Below are 19,521 nucleotides of genomic sequence, written 5' to 3'. Positions count from 1 at the left end.
ATTGATCAGCTATGCCAGTTCCTCTAGCGAAGGCGAAAGCTACTTAACTGAAAAGCATTCTTGCTGTAGATGGGTTTCGCACGTTCCCAACGCTCAAGCGTCGCCATTTTTGGGGTAGTGGGCTTTGGACAGATGGGTGTCGGGAACCCGCTAGGTGATGGTTCGGCGGGAACAGTTTCCGCCCAAACTATCGCTATGTACATCGCTCATCAAAAGGAAGCTTGATCATGCGAACGGTGACCCGTTGTTACAAATATCGCCTGTATCCTACCGCTGACCAACAAAACACCTTGGTGCAGTGGGCAGGCTGTCGGCGCTTTGTCTGGAATTGGGCGTTGCACTGCAAACAAACCCAGTACCAAGCAACGGGTCAACGACTGAACTATCAACGGCTTGCAGCGATGCTGGTTGACCTGAAACGTCAGCCCAAAACGGCCTTTTTGCGTAATTGCCATTCGCAACCGTTGCAACAAGCGCTGATGGATTTAGAAACGGCCTTTACCAATTTTTTCGCCAAACGCGCCAAGTATCCGCATTTCAAAGCACGCAAAATCACGCCGCACAGCCTCCGCTTTCCACAAGGCGTGGTTGTGGTTAATGAACGCACCATCAGCGTGCCAAAAATCGGGCTGATGCAGGCGATCATTCATCGTCCGCTCATGGGAACAGCGAAGGGCGCAACGATCAAACAGGATGCCACCGGCGCATGGTGGGTGGTATTTGTTTGCCACATTGACCGCCCTGATGTTCAACCAACGGCTGATCGACCTGTGGGCATTGATGGAGGGCTTGAATCCTTCACCACGCTGTCAACGGGTGAAAAAACTGCACCACCGAAGTTCTACCGCCGCAGCCAGAAAAAACTAGCGCATGCTCAGCGGAAACTCTCTCGTACCCAAAAGGGCAGTAAGAATCGCTTAAAAGCACGTAAGCGCGTTGCCAAAGTCCATCAAAAAATTAGTAACCAACGCACCGATTGGCTCCATAAGCATGCGTTGGGGATGGTTCAACGATTCGACGTGGTGTGCATCGAAGACCTGAATATTAAAGGCCTTGTGAAAACCAAGCTGGCTAAATCATTCAGCGATGCCGCCCTCAGTACCTTCATGCAGATGTTGATAGATAAGGCAGAATGGCACGGACGGCGGGTGATTAAGGTTGGGCGGTTCTACGCCTCATCGAAAACTTGCCACCGATGCCAGACCAAAACCGCGTTGATGTTGGCGGATCGCGTGTGCACATGCCCCACCTGTGGCACGACTCATGATCGCGATGTCAACGCCGCAATCAATATTTTGCATGAAGGGCTACGCCTGCTTGCCGTTGGGACAACGGAAAGCCAAAACGCTGCTGGAGATGGTGTAAATCCAGCGAAACGCTGGTAGCTGTCGTTGAAGGCAGAAGCCACGCCCCTCGTGGGCGTGGTAGTTCACTGCGATCTATGCTGGGGCTTGGGTGTTGTTGTTTTTGATTGTGGTCGCGGTATTGTTTTTCACGCAAGGGTAAATGTTTCCATAACCCTTCTGTATCGCCTTCTGAATGGATGGCGCACCTGCTGAATCTGTACAAGCAGAACAGGTGCGCCATCACCGCGCTTAAACTTTGAAAGGCGAAAGGGATTAGGGCATTAACGCCGTTCAACCAGCAGCACTTGGGGCACGCGTACCAGCGAATCAAGCTTAAATGCACGGCTTTCGCTCTCAACAACTAAACCTGTTGAGGAGCCACCATCGAGGTTCAAGGCTGCATCAATTGCCAAATCTTGCTTGACCAACCATTGACTTAGCTCAGTCAGGGTAAAACTGGGCCAACTGCACACAATGATCAACAAACGCCCAGTTTGATCAAGCGCAATCACGCTACGCCGTGCTCGATCACCATCGTCGTTGGGCTGCTCGATCGCTGCACCATGCACCACCAACATCGGAGCCGATTGCAGGGCTTGATTTAACACTTCGCTACTATCATATGGTTGTTCGCGCAACGAACGTAGCGACCATGTATCTGCACTATCGACTGCCAACATCCCGCCAAAGCCATCGTAGGATGTACCATTGACGACCCCATCAAAAATTGTCAGCGCGGTTGCTCGGCCTTGCGGATCAAAATAACCACCATTGATGACGGCCACTGGTTTGAGCGCGGCGGCCCATTCGCTCACTCGGCCTGGGCTGGCCACATCGTAGCCAACTCGCAAGCGAAAATGAGCTGGATCAACCCGTAAAATCTGCACATTGGTAATATCATAGCCAATTTCGCGAAACTCCAAGCCTGGCTCTAAATTTTGCCACTGATTCTCGCTTGTGGCTGGCGCGGCGGTGTCGGGCGCGATAATCGGGGTGCTGGTAGCACTTGGCTTGATTACTTCTTGAATATCAGATTGAGAACAACTGGTTATACTCCAAGCGATCAAGGCTACGAGGCCATATTTATACAACAATCGCATTGCTATTCCTCACGCTAGAGCGCTCATCCTACCATATCCATTTAGAGTAAAGGATTAATACTTGATTGATCGGGGGTTGATGTTTGATTTTCACCTTCTGGATCGCAATTTGTCACAATAGTTTAGTAATTGCGAGTTATGGCGTGATACCAACGTGATAGTTGCGTGATAGTTAATCAATATCCTGCTTAGCGTAGTATGTGTCGCTAAGGAGGGTTCCATGCCACGGTTGGTGCTTCAACTCACTTTGCTCGCCGCACTTATCGTTCGTTTTAATCTCCCCGCCGCGCAAGCGCAACCTCAGGTTTTTGTCGCTCCTGAAGAAGTACAGGCTGTTGCCGATGATCAATTTTGGAATAATACCGGCTTGATCGCTGGGGCAAATAACACGATTCGCGCCATCAGTTCGCAATCGGGCGATTTATTTGTTGGTGGTTTGTTCGATCGGATCGCTGGCATCAGTGCTAATCGGGTGGCTTTTTGGGATGGCGATCATTGGAATACAATGGGCAGTGGCGTTAACGGCCCAGTTGATGATCTCGATGCCTCAACTGGCGGTTCGGTCTATGTGGTTGGCTCATTCAGCAGTGCTGGTGGGATTGTCGCCGATGGCATTGCTCGTTGGAATTCTGGCACAGGTCAATGGTCGGCCTTGGCAACCAACGTCAATGGAGCTGTTACTGCGGTTTTGGTGCAACAGGTCGCTGGCAGCGATGTGGTGTACGTTGGTGGAACGTTTAGCTCAATTGATGGGGTGAGCGCCAATCGCATCGCTAAATTCAGCAATGGCACATGGTCGGCATTAAGCAGCGGGATCAGCGGTGGTACAACTCCCCAAGTGCTCGATTTAGCCATCAATCCGGCCAATGTCAACCAACTTGTGGCTGGTGGCACGTTTAGCTCGGCTGGTGGCAGCACTGCTAACAACGTAGCGATCTGGACAGGCTCGGCTTGGCAGAGCCTTGGCACTGGCAGCAGCAATGGAGTCAACGGTGCTGTGCGTTTTATTGATTTCCGTGGCACAAATATGGTGGTCGTTGGTGGGAGTTTTAGCAATGCTGGCACTGTTACCAACGTTGGTGGTGCAGCAGTTTGGACTGGCGCTAATACTTGGGCCGCCATGGCTGGGCGTGGGGTGACTGGCGATGTACGTGGGATTGTCGAGAACGCCAATTTTACCTATGTGATGGGCAATTTTGGCAGCGGCATCAACCCCAACGGCAATAGCGTTTTCTCGCCCAACATCGCCCGTTGGGATGGTAATATCTGGTCGCCTGTACCGAATGCCACCAACGCATTTGGCACAAACGGGGCAATTTTACGCGCTGAACGCTTGGGTAGCGGCAGCGATACCTTCTTTATTGCTGGGGCGTTTGGCACAGCCCATGGCATGGAATTGAATTTTGTGGGTATGGTTGTGCCACAACAGGGCTTCTTGCCTGGCGCGATTGATCGCTTTTTCCCCTTGGCTGGTGGCCTCGAAGGCTCCAACGCCAAAGTTTTTGCCATTCAACCACGTTCTGGCGAAATTATTGCTGCTGGGCGCTTTGATCTAGGCAGCAATCGCTTGCTCAATAATATCGCTCGCTTTGATCCTGTCGATCGAGTTTGGTCACCGTTGACTGGCTCCAGTGATAGTGGAGTCAACGATGATGTGCGAGATCTTGCGTTGCGCAACACTGATTTGATTGTCGTGGGTGAGTTTACCAAGGCTGGCGGGATTGATGCCGCAGGCGTAGCTAGTTGGAATGGCACAACCTGGACTGCCCTCGCAACCAGTATCAATGGTCGGGTCAATGCGGTTGCGGTCAGCGGCAGCGATATTTACATCGGCGGCGAATTTACGCTAGTTGATGGTGTACCCGCCAATCGGATTGCCCGTTTAAGTGGCGGTTCATGGCAAGCTGTCGGCGCTGGCACTGATGGCCCTGTCAATAGTTTGTTGTTCAAATCGAACCAACTCTATGCTGGCGGTTTGTTTGCCAACGCTGGTGTTGTGCCTGCCAGCAATATCGCCCGCTGGAACGGCACAACCTGGCAAGCAATTGGCACTGGTACTGATGATGAGGTACTAGCTTTAACCGATGTCAACAGCACGACCATCGCTGTAGGTGGGCGGTTTACTAGTGCTGGTGGGGTTGCCAACACCCGCGCGATTGCCCTGCTTAACCACAGTAGTTTGGCATGGACGGCGCTTGGCACTGGCACCGATGGCTACGTTACTAGTCTCGCTGTGCGCGGTGACGATTTGTATGCTGGTGGTTTGTTCAGCCGCATGGATGGCTTGACGGTCAATCATGTGGCGCGTTGGAATGGCACAACTTGGAATGCGCTAGGTAGTGGGGTTGCGGCTGGCAACCTGCAAAATAGCGAAGTTGGAGCCTTAGCTGTCAATGGCGATAATTTGTATGTTGGCGGGCGTTTTGATCGGGCTGGCGATAAAGTGTCGCATCGCTTTGCTGAATGGCGACAACCCGAGGTTGATCTGAGCCTCAAACTGGGCGAATCGCCTGATCCAGTGACGATTGGCAATCCTATGAGCTATAAAGCCACCGTCAGCAATTTGGGCACGATCAGCGCCAGCAGCGTCGTGTACGAACAAACTTTTGCTAATACATTGGTTTTTGGTCAGGTTACAACCTCACAAGGCTCATGTAGTTTCCCCAATTCCACGACCTTGCGTTGTAATTTGGGTACGCTGGCGGCCAATGCTAGCGCCAATATCACAATTAATGCTACGCCCAGCCAAGTTGGCACAATTAGTAGCACGGGCACAGCTTCGTCGCCTGCGAATGAGGCCTTTCCAAGCAACAATAGCCGTAGCGTTACAACGCAGGTGATTGTGCCTGGCAATCCAGTGCCAACAATTAGCAACATCACGCCAAATCGCTTTATTCGCCAGCCGATTGGTTTCCCACCACCGCCAGCAGTGCGGATTACGGTCAATGGCACGGGCTTTGTGGCCAATTCCAAGGTCGTGGTCGCTGGGGTTGAGCGTACGACAACCTTCATTAACAGCAATCGGCTAGAATTTAGTATGGCCGCAACCACCAGCCAAGGTACATACTCGGTTTTGGTGCGCAACCCCACGCCAGGCGGCGGCGATTCCAACAGCGTAACCTTGGGCGTTTCGGTCGGGATCGTTGGCTTGAGCAGCATCACGCCCAACATTGGCGGCACTGATGTCGATTTACAAACAACCTTCAATGTAAGCTGGACGCATACCACCGATCCATGGCGAATTATCGAGCACCTCGATTTGCGCTTGGTTGATAGCGATGGCGTGGCTTTGTGGGCACGCTTTACCGAAGGCGTTTCGGGCACATTTAGCCTGCTCGATGCTAATGGCGATGTGCTTGGTTATGCCACGGCTGGCAGCAGCGATCCGTTGGAGAGCGATAGCGCTATTCTCGATTTGGCGGATAGCAACTTTGCTGGCAGTGGGCCAACAGGCTTTAGCATGCAAGTGAATTTTACAGTGCGCTTCAAGGCTAGCGCCGCTGGTCGTCGCTATAACATCGAGTTGTATGCCACCGATGATCATGGCGGGGTACAAGGGCCAGATGTGATGGGCACATTCACCGTCGGCATTCACGATGTGTATCTGCCAATGACCATTAAATAGTTTTTGATCTACGAAGGACACGAAGAGCACGAATAGTTAACCGTGAAGGCCGCGAAGAGTACGAATAGTTAACCGCGAATGCCGCGAAGAAACACTAAGTTGTGGTTGATTGGTACGCTGAAATATCTGGGATATTCAGGATTCCAACCCAGCTAAGTATTTGTGTTCTTCGCGGCATTCGCGGTTTCGTTGCCCTCGTCCCTGTTATCTCGTTACTTCGTTACTGCTGGCAAATAATTGAGTATCAGCGTTGGCGAGATGCTGACGACGGGATCAACCTCGAATTGCTGCACGATCACTGGCACACGGCTCACCACATCGCCTGGATTGTTGGCAATATCGCTGGTTCCATAGGTATCGATGCCATAGGTCGAGACTCGCAAGGTTTGGTCGGGCTGGCTAATTTCAAATTCAGTCCAGCCAAAATAGTGACCAGCAAAATAGCGTCCTTGCAAGAGCGTGGTGCGTTCAGCAAACGGTGCATCCTGCAAGCCCACGGGCGTGTAGCCAAACACATTTAATACGGTGTTGAGCCAACCTTCCGCCGCTGCATCCTGTTGATTATTGGGTAGTTGTAAATAATTATTGTACGTGGTTGGGGTAATAATTCCGGTTGATAAGGCTCCTGATGCTACTCGCATGCCAAATGGCGAGGTCGTGGCGACCGAACCAACCGAAATTTCCCAGGCACTGGTGGGGATTTGCGGCTGGCCTGCGGCGGTTTGGTAGCTTAAATTATTGACAACCGTACCATGAATATCGGCGGCAATAAACACCACGTTTTCAATTGCATGATCATTGATAAAGCTCAAAATGCGGCTGCGTTCGGCGGCATAGCCCTCAAAGCGATCGTTGGCCGCTGCCGTGCCAAGGTTTTGAATTGGCTCAGGCACGATCACAAATTTCCAAGTTATATTGGCTTTATGGGCTGCCAGAAGGTCGGTTTCGAGTTGGCTGAGTTGGGCTTGACCAAGCAAGGTGCGGGTTGGGCTAAATACGGCGGTCAAGAAGGCCACAATTTCTGAGGGCGTGTTGTTGGGCGCGGCAAGTTTTTGGTCGCGAAATGAACGGCCATCGAGTACAAAAAAGGCCGCCGTATTACCATAAGGTTGGTAGCGGTAGAGTTTGCGCTCATTGGCAGTCCGTGGATCGCCAGTCGCGCCATAAAACAGCGCATTAACTGGGTTATATTCGACGAAAGCTTGATAGCCTGCCTCAAAATAATCAGTATCGTTGATGTAGCTGGCATTGGTGGGCAAAAAGCGTGGATCACTGCTCGGCGAAGCTCCACCAGCGTGATCATTTGCAACTTCATGATCATCAGTTGTCGCTAGCCATGCGGTGGTCGCGCGTAAATCGGCCAGCGTGTTCAAATTCAGCCGCGTGCTATAACTTTCGGTCTGTTTCAAGCGAAATTCGGCTAAAGTTTTGGCGGTTGTGCCCAACACAGGCGAACCAATATCAGCATAAATTGAATCGCCAAGATGAATAAACAGATCAAGTTCGCGCTGATCGGCGTTAGCTAAAGCTGGAAACGGCGCGAGTGCCCCTTGTTGATCGCCGCTTGCACCAAAGCGTAAATTGCTATAGGTTCCGTTGGCGGGGGCAGTGCGAAATTTACCAGCAAATGATGCATTACTGAGCGTTGTAGCACGATAAAAATAACTAGTAGCAGGTTGTAAATTGCTAATGCTGGTTTTGGCTGGTTGCATCGTGTCGGTGATGCTAACTGTGGCCGAGCCAGCCACTGGATTAAAATTGGCGTTGAGACTATATTCAAAGCTAACCGAGCCAAGGCTGGCGGAACGTGCCCAAAGCACCGCGCTGCTAGCAGTTACATCGCCCACAGCCACGCCTTGCGGTAACTCAGCGGGAGGAAAGAGTTGATTTGTCCGGCCAACGCTTGAGCGGCTTGACCAACTTCCAGCTAGCAAGCAACATAAACAACATAGCCCAAATAAGCGGCGCATAGTTAGCTCCTTGTTGATAGTGGAAAAATCCCCCCTAGTCTAGTGGTGTTGTCAATCCACAAATTGGCTAAATAATGGTAGGATGCAGCAACAACATCTTGCACCCGAGGCAATTTATGGCAGAAACCACCGCCCCGCCCCGTCAGATTGAAGATATGCTGCAAACCTCGAATGAGCAACGGATTAAGTTGTTTAGTTTGGTTGAAGGTTTAGCGTTGTTGGCCGTTATGCTGATTTTGCTGGTTGCTGGCAACGGCCAACAAGTACAAATTGGCTTGAGCATTTGTGCGATTGTTGGCACAATGTTGGCTGTTACGTTTGCCTTGCGGCGTTCGCGCTATGTCGAATGGCTGATTTATATTAATCTAGCCTCAATTACTTTGATGCTTTCGTTAACTGGGCCAATTATTGGCGAAGTTGATGGCTCGGTCTGGGTTTTGTTTCAAGTTCCGCCATTAATTGCCACAATTGTATTAAATACCTCACGAGCAACCACCGTTATTTGTGTTGCATCATCAATTATTCTTTCGATTATTATTGGCGGCGAGTTGACTGGGCTTATTCCAATTAGATTTTTAGTGCCTAAATCGGCCTTATTGATTAATTTTTTCTGCCAATTGCTTGTGCTAGGAATTATTGCCACAACCGTGCATTTATTGGTTGGGCGGGCCAAACGGGCGTTTGCCGTAGTAGCCAAAACTGAGGCCAAGTTGGCTCAGCAATTAGCCAACGAGCGTGAATTGGCGCTGCAACGTGAGCAACTGAATGCTCAATTAAGCCAAAGCCTGGCCGAAATTAGCCAGCGCGATAGCCAAATTCAAGCCGAACAAGCCGCTCAGGCGGCTTTGCGCGACCAATTGCGCCAACTAAGCTTGCCCGTTATTCCGGTGCTTAAACAAACTGTAGTAATGCCATTAATTGGCGAGCAATTAGCCAACTCCAGCGAGGGCATTGAAGAAACTTTGCTGAATGGAATTAGCCAGCATCGCGCCAAAATTGCCATTTTAGATGTAACAGGGGTTCCAACAATTGATACCGAGCTTGGGCGGCGCTTAATCCAAGCCACGGCAGCGGCGCGTTTGCTGGGGGTTCGAACAATTATCGCCGGAATTCGGCCTGATGTTGCCCAAACTTTGGTGAGTTTGGGGATTGATTTTAGCACTGTAACCACTGTTGCCAGCTTGCAAGATGGAGTGACGATTGCCCTAAAATCACTTTATTAGTACGTTGGGATATTCTCATTTGCCAAATTTCTAGGAACCATCATGAGTGTCAGCAGATTTCATGGTGGTTTTGTTTGCTGGGCACATGTTCTATGTCTAACCAATCAACAGCGATTGCTAGGTTCTTTGGTTTCATGGTTAATTCAGGCTTTACTTTAAGAGTGTCGTTCAGTGGCCACACGGTTTGAGAAACTGGCGCTGAACGAGCGCGGATTTGTCCATCTGGTCATGATTCAACGATTGGTTCGTACCCTTGCCCCATCCATGCAGGCATCCTGAATTATCAGACAGAGCCTAATGCAAACAAAATTAAAATATTAAATCTTGAATTTGTTCCCCAAAAATTACCTTAAATCCATTACCCCCAGTAACTTTTGATCTCTGGGGGTAATAGATGTTTAACCTTATTTAGCTGACGGTTACTTTGGTCATGCTATCGCCTTGGCGAATTGCATTGACCACATCTTGGCCCTCGGTGACTTTGCCAAATACGGTATGGCGGCCATCGAGGTGGGGTTGTGGGCTATGGGTGATGAAGAATTGTGAGCCGTTGGTATTGGCTCCGGCGTTAGCCATCGAAAGCACACAGGTTTCGTGCTTGAGTGGATTGCCCTTGAATTCATCTTCGAAGCGATAGCCTGGGCCACCGGTGCCCGTACCAGTTGGATCGCCACCTTGAATCATAAAGTTTGAGATCACGCGGTGGAAGACGATGCCATCATAAAACCCTTCGTTGATCAAGAACACAAAGTTATTGACCGTTTTGGGTGCATACTCAGGATACAACTCAATTTTGATGGTGCCTTTGGTTGTTTCCATGGTGACGACATAGTGCTTGGTGGTGTCAATCGACATCGCTGGCGCTGACTTCCATTGTTTTGCGGCCACGTGAGACCCCTTTCGACTAAAGAATCGTGAAAACATTATCACCCTAGGGTTATAACACAAGAAAGCGACCGCAAGCAATTGGCGGTCGCTCAAAGCAACATCTGCTACGACGCGTGCTACTCAGGCTTGCCTTGGCGAACCAGCAGTTTCAAGCTATTACTGGCCGAAAAGCCAGGGGTTTTGGTAGCTTCGATTGTCATACGTTCGCGGGTTTTGGGGTTGACCCCTTGGCGAGCTTGGCGCTCGCGGACTTCAAAGGTACCAAACCCAGTCAAGACCACTTTTTCGCCAGCTTGCAAGCGCTCGCTGACCACATCCAACATAGCATCGACAACGCGGCGTGCCTCTTTTTTAGAAATGCCGGTGCGTTCAGCGACCTCAGCAATGAACTCGATTTTTTGCATTGCACGCTCCTTAATCCTAGCGAAGCTACAATCATTACCGTCGATTATACCATAAGGATTAAGCGCTGTGGAACATTTTAGCCCATTAGATAGGCCAATTTACTCATTATGGTTGCTTGCCCTGAATACCGCAGCATGCTATACTTGCGTACATTCATCGAAGCTACGATGACCGATTAAGCACCCGGAGGAAACCGTATGCCACAGACACGCATTGTCATCGCCGATGACGAATCGCTGATTCGCATGAATCTGCGTGAAACGTTAGTTGGCCTCGGCTATCTTGTCGTTGGGGAAGCTGGTGATGGCGTGAGCGTTATCAACCTTGCCCGCGAACTACGCCCCGACGTAGTGGTGATGGACATCAAAATGCCCAAACTGGATGGTATCCAGGCAGCCAAAGTGCTGACTGAAGAGAAAATTGCCCCGGTCTTGCTCTTGACCGCCCACAGCGACAAAGAGTTGGTCGAGCGCGCCCGCGACGCTGGTGTTGTGGGGTATCTCAGCAAGCCCTTTCGCGATAGCGATTTGATGCCAGCACTCGAAATTGCCCGCGCCCGTTTTGAAGAGTTCCTGACCCTCGAACAACAAGTCGGCGACCTGAAGGAAACGCTCGAAACTCGCAAGATTATCGAACGCGCCAAGGGTATGTTAATGGATTCTCAAGGGCTGAAGGAATCGGAAGCCTTCCGCAAGATTCAGCAGTTGAGCATGAATACCCGCAAGTCGATGCGCGAAGTTGCCTCGGCCTTGCTGTTGGCCAACCAGATGGAGCAACAAAAGTAAGTGATGCTACGTCGCCCCTCTCAGCAACAACTGGTCGCTGTGCTGCGGGCGACGTTGCCTTTATTGCTGGCCGCCTTTTTGGGCGGCTTGTTGGCTTTGGCCCTCCAACCTGACCCACCCACCCAAACCATCATCCAAGTAGTTACTCCAACTGTGCTCAAGGCTGCTGCCACCGAAGTGCTGCCCGCACCTGCGCCGACCCCGCTACCAGCCACACCCACGGTTATCGTCTTCCCCGAAGATACGATTTCGTTGGAGTTGGTGACGCTGCGCCGCGATTTGGAGTTTACGGTTGGCAGTTTGCACTTGTTGCGGGCCACCATCCGCATTCAAAATGCGCGGATCGCCCACCACGATTTGCAAACCAGTAATGTTGAAGCGCAACTCGATTTGGCCCAAGCTGATTTAGATGCAGCCTTCCCCTTAGTGAGCGATGAAGTTCGCGCTGCCATCCAAGGCCTCAACGAGCAAATTAACTACTTGCGCGACGACCTAGCGATTCGCCCCGAAACCATCGACTCACGGCTTGCCGATTTGACTGAGCAAGTGCTGGTGCTGGCTAATCGTGATTTACCCTGAGTAAGAGCATAGAGCATAGAGCATAGAACATAGGGAAAGATGGCTATTGGCTGAAGGCTTTTCGCTATCGGAATATGATTCGTGTAATTCGTGCAATTCGTGGCTAAAAAATGGTTATTGGCTTTGGGGTATCGGCGATAACTTGGAAACATTAAAACCTGTAGCCTATAGCCTTCAGCCAATAGACTCTCATTCGCTCTGCGTTAAAGCCTCGTCTTTTTGACTTTTGACTTCTGACTTTTGATCTTCCCTCATACTTCATACTTTATACTTTCCCCAACGGTTGGCGTGACCTGAATAAAGCGCTGCTGCACGTTCTTGCGGGTCAGGCCGATGCCAGCGATTGAGCAAATTAGGCTGATTAACACTAAAACCAGTACTAAGCGCAAAGCCCAAGGGTTGGGCGGGGTTTTGGGTTCGGAAGGTTGGCTGCGGTGAGGGGGAAACAAGATTTTTGGCGGAGCCAGCAAACGCAGTAATTCAACTCGTGCTACATCACCAAGCTCGCCTTCGGGGTCGGCAAACGAAACTTGGTCAAAATGCGCTTGGGCCTGCTCACGATCATTCAATTCGGCATATACGCGGCCACGCTCAACCAGCGCTGCCAGATTGGATTGGTCGGCGGCGAGCAGTTGGTTCAATATCTGCATAGCGCTCGCATAATCGCCACGCAAACGCGCATTTTGGGCAGTTTCAAGTGTCATTGTTTAAAAAAGGGCGCTGTGGCAAAAAACCACAGCGCTGCTTGCAACCAAACGATCAATTAGAAATCGATCAAGGTGCGTAAGGTATCGACTGAGCTGCGAACCAAGTCGGCTGATTTGGACATCAAGGCCTTTTCGTCGTCGCTCAATGGCAATTCGAGAATTCTTTCAACACCACCAGCGCCCAAGACGACTGGCACGCCGAAGTAGAGATCGTTGATGCCATATTCGCCTTCGAGGTAGGCGGCGGCTGGCAGAACGCGCTTCTTATCCTTCAAGATCGCTTCAACCATTTGGATGGTAGCAGCGGCTGGAGCATAGTAGGCTGAGCCAGTTTTGAGCAATGAAACGATTTCGCCGCCGCCCTTTTTGGTGCGTTCGACGATTTGGTTCAAGCGTTCGGCGCTGATAAATTCGGTTACGGGAATCCCAGAAACCGTGGTGAAGCGTGGCAATGGAACCATTTCATCGCCGTGACCGCCCATCAACATGGCTTGAATATCTTCAACTGAAACATTCAATTCTTGCGCCAAGAAAGTGCGATAGCGAGCTGCATCCAACACGCCACCTTGTCCCATCACGCGCTCTTTGGGGAAGCCAGAAGCCACGCGGGCGAGGTAGGTCATCGTGTCCATTGGATTATTGACCACAATGATACAAGCGTTGGGCGAGGTTTTGGCAACTTTTTCGATATTTGATTTGGTAATTTCAGCGTTGATTTTGAGCAAATCTTCGCGGGTCATGCCTGGTTTGCGTGGCGCACCTGAGGTCAAAATCACCACATCTGAATCGGTGGTTTCTTCATAGCTGTTGGTGCCGATCACGCTGACATCAAAGCCTTCAACTGGCCCTGATTGCAGTAAATCCAAGCCTTTGCCTTGAGGAATGCCCTCAACAATATCGACTAAAACAACATCGGCGAGTTCTTTGCTTGCCAACCAGTGTGCACAGGTTGAACCAACAAATCCAGCCCCGATGATGGTTACTTTCTTACGATTAGCCACACATGCCTCCAAAATATCAAGCTGTGGTTACGATTCAAGTGTCGGAGATGCGTCTACGACCCATCTCTCACGCTTGCGCCTTAACATTTTCATTTAACCACGAAGGACACGAAGAGCACGAATGTTTTTGAGAACCCAGTTGATCACATTAGATTATCTGGGTTCAATCTCCCGATCCCTAACCCCCGACTCCTGATCCCTATTCGTGTCCTTCGCGCTCTTCGCGGTTATCGTTGCTATGCTTCGAGCGTTGCTAGCACGCTGCCAGCCTCGATGCTTTTGCCAACCTCGGCATTGATTGTAGCAATTGTACCAGCCCGTGGCGTTGCGATTTCGTTCTCCATCTTCATTGCTTCGACGACAAACACCACTTGGCCAGCCTCAACTGCCGCGCCAACACTGGTTTTAATCGCCACAATTGTACCTTGAATTGGGCAAATCACCGCATTGGGATCTGTCGCAACTTCGCGCTTTTTGTTGGCAGTGCGACGAGTTGGCGCAGCCGCTTTGTTGCCAGCAATTGGCGCATTCAAGCCTTCGCCAGCAACCCGCACGGCAAAGCGTCGCCCATTAACTTCGACCATTAATTCGCGGCTAGGTTGCTCGGCGGCTGGCTCGGCAGTGCTCGGTGTGGCGCTTGGTAATTGCTTAAGTTTTGCTTCCAAATAGCGTGGAATAAAGCTCACCGTCACATCACCATGCTCAAAGGCTGGCTCAGCCAAAGCCAATTTATGGAAAGGAATCACCGTGGTAATGCCTTCGATCGTGTAATCGTTGAGTGCGCGGCGCATGCGCTGCAAGGCTTCGCCCCGGGTTGCGCCCCAAGTCACCAATTTGGCTAGCATTGAATCGTAGTATGGTGGGATGGTTGTGCCTTGCTCAACCCCAGCATCGACCCGCACACCATAGCCTTTGGGTTCGTTGTAAGCGCTGATCGTGCCAAGCGCTGGGCGAAAACCTGCCGCTGCATCCTCAGCATTGATTCGGCATTGAATTGCATGGCCGCGGAGCTGAATTTCCTCTTGGGTGAACCAAAGCTTTTCGCCTTGGGCGATGCGTAGTTGGGCTTGCACCAAATCGATGCCCGTAACCATTTCGGTCACAGTATGCTCAACTTGAATCCGCGTGTTCATTTCGAGAAAATAGAATTGACCATCGGGAGCTAGCAAAAACTCTAAAGTGCCAGCGCCAACATAACTCGTTTCGCGGCATAACCGCAAAGCACATTCGCCCATGGTGCGGCGCAATTCAGGCGAAACTGCTGGCGATGGAGTTTCTTCAATCAATTTTTGGTGGCGACGCTGCACCGAACAATCACGCTCGCCCAAATACACCACATTGCCATATTGATCAGCGAGAATCTGAATTTCAATGTGGCGTGGATCGAGCACATATTTTTCAACAAACAATTCGCCGTTTTTGAAAGCCGCTTCGGCCTCGCGACGAGCGCTTTCGAAGGCAAATTCAACTTCTTCAGGCTGGTAGGCCACCTTCAAACCACGGCCACCGCCGCCGGCACTGGCCTTGATCGCAATGGGGTAGCCATATTGTTCGCCAAGTTCGAGGGCTTCGGCGACACTTTCAACCGCCTCGGTTGTGCCTGGAACCAGCGGAACATGAGCACGTAAAGCCACTTGACGAGCGTGAATTTTACCACCCATCAAATCCATGGCATCAGCGGTTGGCCCAATAAAGGCAATGCCCGCCGCATCACAAGTGCGCACAAAATCGGTATTTTCCGAGAGGAAGCCGTAGCCAGGGTGAATCGCGCCAGCGCCACTGCGCCGCGCAACATCGAGGATTGTTTCAGTTTGCAAATAACTTTGGACTGCTGGAGGGGGACCGATCAAAAAAGCATCGTCGGCATAACGGACGTGGAGCGAATCGCGATCCGCTTCTGAGTAGACGGCGACGGTGCGTAAACCTAATTCCTTGCATGCCCGCATCACGCGCAGGGCAATCTCGCCACGGTTGGCGATCAGCACTGTATCGAAACTCATATGCCGTTGCAACTCCGTTGTGCTATGGCAAGTCTTACGTTAATCATTGCCGTATGCGAAATTAGAGTCCCGTAATGCCGTAAAAGCCGCCAGCTGCTCGTCGGCGTAAACGTTCGATGGTGGCCCAGCGTGGCCGGACACCAGTGCGGGCTGGCCGCAGCCCTTGGCGTGAAAGCTTGGCTGAGGCTTGCCAGGTATTGGGCGCGACCGTGATCGCTGGCTCGGCTACAACCTCGGCCAACACACTGACAACTGCCGCACTGAGTGCCGCTAGTTCTGCATCGCTAGGCATTGTTGCGCTTGTCACAATCATATTCATAGCGCTATTATACTCCACTCGGCGGGGGATGCCAATATCCATCCATTGGCCCGATCTTTGCGTTAAACCAATCAGAGCAAGCAGAATTTCAGTCAAATAAGGAGTCTCTGATGAACAGCAAGGTTTTGCGCTTTGCCAATGTGGCGGCGATTATCGCGACGATTGTAGTCAATGCCTTAGCCAATATTTTGCCGATTAACGGGCTTGATACTGGCACGATCTCCGATTCGTTTCCAGTGCGTTTCGTGCCAGCGGGCTATGTTTTCAGTATTTGGGGCTTGATTTATTTGGGCCTTAGCGCCTTCGCGGTTTATCAAGCATTGCCTAAGCAGGCCAATAATCCAGCGGTTGCCAAAATTGGCTGGTGGTTTGTGGCCTCATGTGGCTTCAATAGCGCTTGGATTTTCGCTTGGCACTATTTGCAATTCCCACTCACAATCGTGTTAATCGTTGGTTTGTTGGTTTCGCTGATTATGATTTATCGCCAGTTGAGCAGCGTTCGTGCTGAAGCTAGCACCGCTGATCGTTGGCTAATTCATACGCCGTTTTCCATTTACTTGGGTTGGGCTACGGTGGCAACCATCGCCAACGCTACAATTGCGCTCTACGATGCTGGTTGGCGCGGCGGCCCGCTCAGCGATTCAGTTTGGACAGTGATTTTGTTGGTAATTGGGGTTTGTTTGGCGGCCTTTATTACCTTACGCCAACGCGATATTGCCTACAATGGCGTGCTGTTGTGGGCCTTCATCGGCATTGCAGTTAAACAAGCAGCTTTTCCATTAGTGATGAATGCGGCAATTGTTGCGGCAGTTGCGATTGCCCTGTTGATTGGGCTGGCGCTCATTCGTAGCTTGCCAACGCAACGCCGCAAAGCGATGGCGTAGCTGAAACCACGAAGAGCACGAAGAAATCTTTGACATTGATTCTTCGTGCTCTTGGTGTTCTTAGCGGTTGCTAACTTTTTGGTAGATCCAAATCGCTGAGCCGCACGGTTTTGCGTGTGCCAAATTTGATGGTTTTTTGGCCAGCAGAGGTCATCTGACCATTGGTTTGCAGATTTTCGATCTCTTGTTGCATGGTTTGGGCTAGCTCGGTTTCGCCTTGGTTGAGCAAGCGGGTCACAGCACCTTGAAGCTTTTGGGTTGCCGCACCAATATTGCCCTCGGCCAAATCTTCTAAGGCGCGAGTTTGCAGCTTGTGGGCACTGACCTTTTCAACAATATTCATCACTTGGGGCACAACTCCGGTTGCCTGAGCCGGATCAGCCACAAAATTCAACATTACATCGTAGCGAGCTTTTTCGCCAACCACCTGCAATTGAGGAATATCGTAGTTGACCTCGATTTGGCCCAGCCGATATTGACCAGCCTGCTTGGGATCGACCAGCATTTCGATCAGCACCATCCGATGTTCGTCTTTGGAAATATCGCCAAGGCTCACGCCAACCGCCCGATCACTAATTGGGCGATAGGGCAATTGCTGAATTAATGGAGTTACTTGCCACAGGGCGCGTGGTTCAACGCCCTGCACAAAGCGCAAGGTCAAGGCTGAGTTTTGCACCACCGCCGATTGGGCTTGCTGCACCGCACCTTGGAAGAACGAGGCAATATCGTTGGGATTGCTGAAATATTCGGCAACGCCACCTGAACGATTAGCCATTTCGATCAACAGATCTTCGTTCCAGTCGTCACCAACGCCCAGTGCCGTCAATGGCACGCTAGCTTTGCCAATTTCTTCGGCCAAGCGCAAACAATCACGTTCGCCCTCGGTTTGGCCGTCGGTCAGCAAAATAATTCGGCTAATCGTGTTGGCATTTTGGCTACGGCGAATTTCATTCAAGGCGGCTTCCAGCGCGGGGGCGATTTTTGTACCGCCTGCATCTTTAATTTTGCCAACCTCAGATTGCAGCGCAGCAACATTGCGCACAGGCTGAGCACTGATGATCGTTTCGCGGCGATGGTCGAAAATCACCACCGAGACAATATCTTGCGGCCCCATCAAGCCCAAAGCGCGTTGAGTTGCTTCGCGCACACAACGCATTTTGTCGCCCTTCATCGAGCCACTATGATCGAGCACGAAGCTCACATTAACTGGCATTTGAACGTGAGCAACCGCTGGTGTTGCCGTAATATCCAGCAGCAAATAAACCACCTGCTGGGTTTGCAAGGCTGGCAACGCCGGACGAGCCAACGTACCAGTTAATTGAACTTCACCTGCCATTGGTGATCTCCTTAATAGAGAACATAGAACATAGAGCATAGAACATAGATTAATAAGCATTATGTTCTATGTTCTATGCTCTATGTTTTACAATTACTCTTCGAGTTTTTGGGTAAGTTTGCGGGTGGCGTAGCGCAGGGCTTTTTGATCAGCGGCTGCAATTTGACCACCAGCCTCAAGTTGTTGGGCACTTTGTTCCATGGTTTGGGCCAACTCGGTTTCGCCTAAATCGAGCAAACGGGTGGCAGCAGCACGTAATTTTTGGGTTGCACTGCCAATATTGCCCGCCTCGGCCTCAGAAAGTGCGCGAGTTTGCAATTTGAAGGCGGTCACTTTTTCGACTGTGTTCATAATTGGTGGATTAACCACGCTGGCCTTGGGATCGATATTAAAGCTCAAAGGAATATCGATTTTAATTTTGCCTTCTTTGATGCCAAGCACTGGCGCATCGTATTGCAATTCGGCTTGGGCGATGCGGAATGTGCCTGCTTCACGCTCTGGCAGCATCACATCGACCAAAACACTTGCGCCATCGCCAGCAATTTCGCCAATGCTAACCGTGACTTCGCGCTCGCCAATCGGCTTGTAGCCAAGATTGGCAATTGTTGGCTGAACGCGATAAACTGCCCGTGGCGTAACTCCAGGCAACAAACGCAACAGCAAACGGGCATTAACCACGGTGGTAGTTTGGGCGCTTTGCAAAGTTTGTTGAAAATATTTGCTAATTTGGCTAGGGTCGGCAATATAATCCGATTCGCCGTTGGATGCTGTAGCCAAATCATCGAGCAAGGCTTCGTTCCATTCAGTGCCCAAGCCCAGTGCTGTGATCGAAACGCCTAAATCGCCAATTTGTTTGGCTAAATCGCGGCAGGTATCTTCATCGCCCCAGGTTTGGCCGTCGGTCAAGAGCAGCACGCGGCCAACTCGATCGGCGGCCTGGAATTTTTGCAATTCGGCAAGGCCTGCTTGCAAGCCCAACGACATGGCCGTGCCACCTTGCTCGCCGATTGATTCGATCGCATTTTGCAAGGCTGGGAGATCGTCGGCCAAACGGGCTGGCACTAAAACTTCCAAGGTATCATCGAACAACACAATGCTTACTGCATCGATTGGGCGTAAATTGGCCACAATTTCGCGCACAGCTTCGCGCAAATGTTGAATTTTATCGCCAGCCATCGAGCCAGAGCGATCAAGCACCAAACAAAAGTTGAGTGCTGGAGCCGCTTGAACAGTCGGCACATGATGTGGTTTGGCCTGAATCAAGACATAATTAACTTGGCTGGTGCCGCTTGGCAAGGGTTCGCGGCTCCAAACTGCTGAAAGTGCTACAGGTTCAGTCATTATTCCATCCTC

Annotated in this window: 16 protein-coding genes; 6 read left to right on the top strand and 10 right to left on the bottom strand. The window is 51.0% G+C overall.

The window, feature by feature from the left end; all coding sequences use genetic code 11:
• The first annotated feature begins 227 nt into the window (after window positions 1–227).
• On the top strand, window positions 228–1,385 hold the full coding sequence (locus LCH85_24235; GenBank protein MCA0355115.1) for a transposase: 1,158 nt from the start codon (window positions 228–230) through the stop codon (window positions 1,383–1,385).
• A 242-nt stretch (window positions 1,386–1,627) separates the two neighbouring features.
• Here the strand turns inward: LCH85_24235 and LCH85_24230 are convergent, their stop codons facing one another.
• Window positions 1,628–2,446, bottom strand: coding sequence for a phosphodiester glycosidase family protein (locus LCH85_24230; GenBank protein MCA0355114.1), 819 nt, complete (start codon window positions 2,444–2,446; stop codon window positions 1,628–1,630).
• Between the two features lie 220 nt (window positions 2,447–2,666).
• On the opposite strand from LCH85_24230, the gene LCH85_24225 reads away from it, so the two are divergent.
• Window positions 2,667–6,071: a DUF11 domain-containing protein gene (locus tag LCH85_24225; protein ID MCA0355113.1), complete on the top strand. Its 3,405-nt coding sequence runs from the start codon at window positions 2,667–2,669 to the stop codon at window positions 6,069–6,071.
• Between the two features lie 212 nt (window positions 6,072–6,283).
• On the opposite strand, the gene LCH85_24220 is transcribed toward LCH85_24225, so the two are convergent.
• On the bottom strand, window positions 6,284–8,041 hold the full coding sequence (locus tag LCH85_24220) for an alkaline phosphatase D family protein (protein ID MCA0355112.1): 1,758 nt from the start codon (window positions 8,039–8,041) through the stop codon (window positions 6,284–6,286).
• Between the two features lie 116 nt (window positions 8,042–8,157).
• On the opposite strand from LCH85_24220, the gene LCH85_24215 reads away from it, so the two are divergent.
• Window positions 8,158–9,264, top strand: coding sequence for an STAS domain-containing protein (locus LCH85_24215; protein MCA0355111.1), 1,107 nt, complete (start codon window positions 8,158–8,160; stop codon window positions 9,262–9,264).
• A gap of 408 nt (window positions 9,265–9,672) precedes the next feature.
• Here the strand turns inward: LCH85_24215 and LCH85_24210 are convergent, their stop codons facing one another.
• Together LCH85_24210 and LCH85_24205 are read right to left on the bottom strand one after the other, a co-directional pair.
• Window positions 9,673–10,119 carry a peptidyl-prolyl cis-trans isomerase gene (locus LCH85_24210; GenBank protein ID MCA0355110.1) on the bottom strand — a complete coding sequence of 149 codons (447 nt, stop codon included), beginning with the start codon at window positions 10,117–10,119 and terminating at the stop codon, window positions 9,673–9,675.
• 149 nt (window positions 10,120–10,268) lie between these two features.
• Window positions 10,269–10,556 (bottom strand): HU family DNA-binding protein, encoded by a 288-nt coding sequence (locus LCH85_24205; protein ID MCA0355109.1) that lies wholly within the window; start codon window positions 10,554–10,556, stop codon window positions 10,269–10,271.
• Window positions 10,557–10,754: 198 nt separating this feature from the next.
• Here LCH85_24205 and LCH85_24200 point away from each other — a divergent pair, with 198 nt between their 5' ends.
• Together LCH85_24200 and LCH85_24195 are read left to right on the top strand one after the other, a co-directional pair.
• Entirely contained in the window at window positions 10,755–11,342 is a 588-nt protein-coding gene (locus LCH85_24200; protein MCA0355108.1) for a response regulator, read from the top strand.
• Entirely contained in the window at window positions 11,343–11,921 is a 579-nt protein-coding gene (locus tag LCH85_24195; protein ID MCA0355107.1) for a hypothetical protein, read from the top strand.
• 251 nt (window positions 11,922–12,172) lie between these two features.
• Here LCH85_24195 and LCH85_24190 read toward each other — a convergent pair whose 3' ends face one another.
• The 4 genes from LCH85_24190 to LCH85_24175 all read right to left on the bottom strand — a co-directional run bounded on the left by LCH85_24190 (window position 12,173) and on the right by LCH85_24175 (window position 15,948).
• A complete protein-coding gene (locus tag LCH85_24190; GenBank protein MCA0355106.1) occupies window positions 12,173–12,625 on the bottom strand; it encodes a tetratricopeptide repeat protein in 453 nt (150 codons plus the stop codon).
• A gap of 59 nt (window positions 12,626–12,684) precedes the next feature.
• Window positions 12,685–13,629, bottom strand: coding sequence for a malate dehydrogenase (mdh, locus tag LCH85_24185; GenBank protein ID MCA0355105.1), 945 nt, complete (start codon window positions 13,627–13,629; stop codon window positions 12,685–12,687).
• A 236-nt stretch (window positions 13,630–13,865) separates the two neighbouring features.
• Window positions 13,866–15,629 (bottom strand): acetyl-CoA carboxylase biotin carboxylase subunit, encoded by a 1,764-nt coding sequence (gene accC / locus LCH85_24180; protein ID MCA0355104.1) that lies wholly within the window; start codon window positions 15,627–15,629, stop codon window positions 13,866–13,868.
• 61 nt (window positions 15,630–15,690) lie between these two features.
• A complete protein-coding gene (locus LCH85_24175) occupies window positions 15,691–15,948 on the bottom strand; it encodes a hypothetical protein (protein ID MCA0355103.1) in 258 nt (85 codons plus the stop codon).
• 110 nt (window positions 15,949–16,058) lie between these two features.
• On the opposite strand from LCH85_24175, the gene LCH85_24170 reads away from it, so the two are divergent.
• Window positions 16,059–16,832 (top strand): tryptophan-rich sensory protein, encoded by a 774-nt coding sequence (locus LCH85_24170; protein MCA0355102.1) that lies wholly within the window; start codon window positions 16,059–16,061, stop codon window positions 16,830–16,832.
• A gap of 70 nt (window positions 16,833–16,902) precedes the next feature.
• On the opposite strand, the gene LCH85_24165 is transcribed toward LCH85_24170, so the two are convergent.
• Window positions 16,903–18,168 (bottom strand): VWA domain-containing protein, encoded by a 1,266-nt coding sequence (locus LCH85_24165; protein MCA0355101.1) that lies wholly within the window; start codon window positions 18,166–18,168, stop codon window positions 16,903–16,905.
• 93 nt (window positions 18,169–18,261) lie between these two features.
• Entirely contained in the window at window positions 18,262–19,509 is a 1,248-nt protein-coding gene (locus LCH85_24160; GenBank protein ID MCA0355100.1) for a VWA domain-containing protein, read from the bottom strand.
• Between the last annotated feature and the right edge of the window lie 12 nt (window positions 19,510–19,521).

It is taken from the genome of Chloroflexota bacterium, assembly GCA_020161265.1.
Classification (GTDB): domain Bacteria; phylum Chloroflexota; class Chloroflexia; order Chloroflexales; family Herpetosiphonaceae; genus Herpetosiphon.
Note: the sequence above shows the minus strand (reverse complement) of the source record. Positions and strands in the feature narration are given on the sequence as shown.

Excerpts from the sequence above, each read along its gene's own strand:
- LCH85_24175 (MCA0355103.1), bottom strand. The coding sequence starts at position 15,948 with ATGAATATGATTGTGACAAGCGCAACAATGCCTAGCGATGCAGAACTA.
- LCH85_24225 (MCA0355113.1), top strand. The coding sequence starts at position 2,667 with ATGCCACGGTTGGTGCTTCAACTCACTTTGCTCGCCGCACTTATCGTT.
- LCH85_24160 (MCA0355100.1), bottom strand. The coding sequence starts at position 19,509 with ATGACTGAACCTGTAGCACTTTCAGCAGTTTGGAGCCGCGAACCCTTG.
- LCH85_24200 (MCA0355108.1), top strand. The coding sequence starts at position 10,755 with ATGCCACAGACACGCATTGTCATCGCCGATGACGAATCGCTGATTCGC.
- LCH85_24235 (MCA0355115.1), top strand. The coding sequence starts at position 228 with ATGCGAACGGTGACCCGTTGTTACAAATATCGCCTGTATCCTACCGCT.
- LCH85_24215 (MCA0355111.1), top strand. The coding sequence starts at position 8,158 with ATGGCAGAAACCACCGCCCCGCCCCGTCAGATTGAAGATATGCTGCAA.
- LCH85_24220 (MCA0355112.1), bottom strand. The coding sequence starts at position 8,041 with ATGCGCCGCTTATTTGGGCTATGTTGTTTATGTTGCTTGCTAGCTGGA.
- LCH85_24165 (MCA0355101.1), bottom strand. The coding sequence starts at position 18,168 with ATGGCAGGTGAAGTTCAATTAACTGGTACGTTGGCTCGTCCGGCGTTG.
- LCH85_24170 (MCA0355102.1), top strand. The coding sequence starts at position 16,059 with ATGAACAGCAAGGTTTTGCGCTTTGCCAATGTGGCGGCGATTATCGCG.
- LCH85_24210 (MCA0355110.1), bottom strand. The coding sequence starts at position 10,119 with ATGTCGATTGACACCACCAAGCACTATGTCGTCACCATGGAAACAACC.
- accC (MCA0355104.1), bottom strand. The coding sequence starts at position 15,629 with ATGAGTTTCGATACAGTGCTGATCGCCAACCGTGGCGAGATTGCCCTG.
- LCH85_24190 (MCA0355106.1), bottom strand. The coding sequence starts at position 12,625 with ATGACACTTGAAACTGCCCAAAATGCGCGTTTGCGTGGCGATTATGCG.
- LCH85_24205 (MCA0355109.1), bottom strand. The coding sequence starts at position 10,556 with ATGCAAAAAATCGAGTTCATTGCTGAGGTCGCTGAACGCACCGGCATT.
- LCH85_24230 (MCA0355114.1), bottom strand. The coding sequence starts at position 2,446 with ATGCGATTGTTGTATAAATATGGCCTCGTAGCCTTGATCGCTTGGAGT.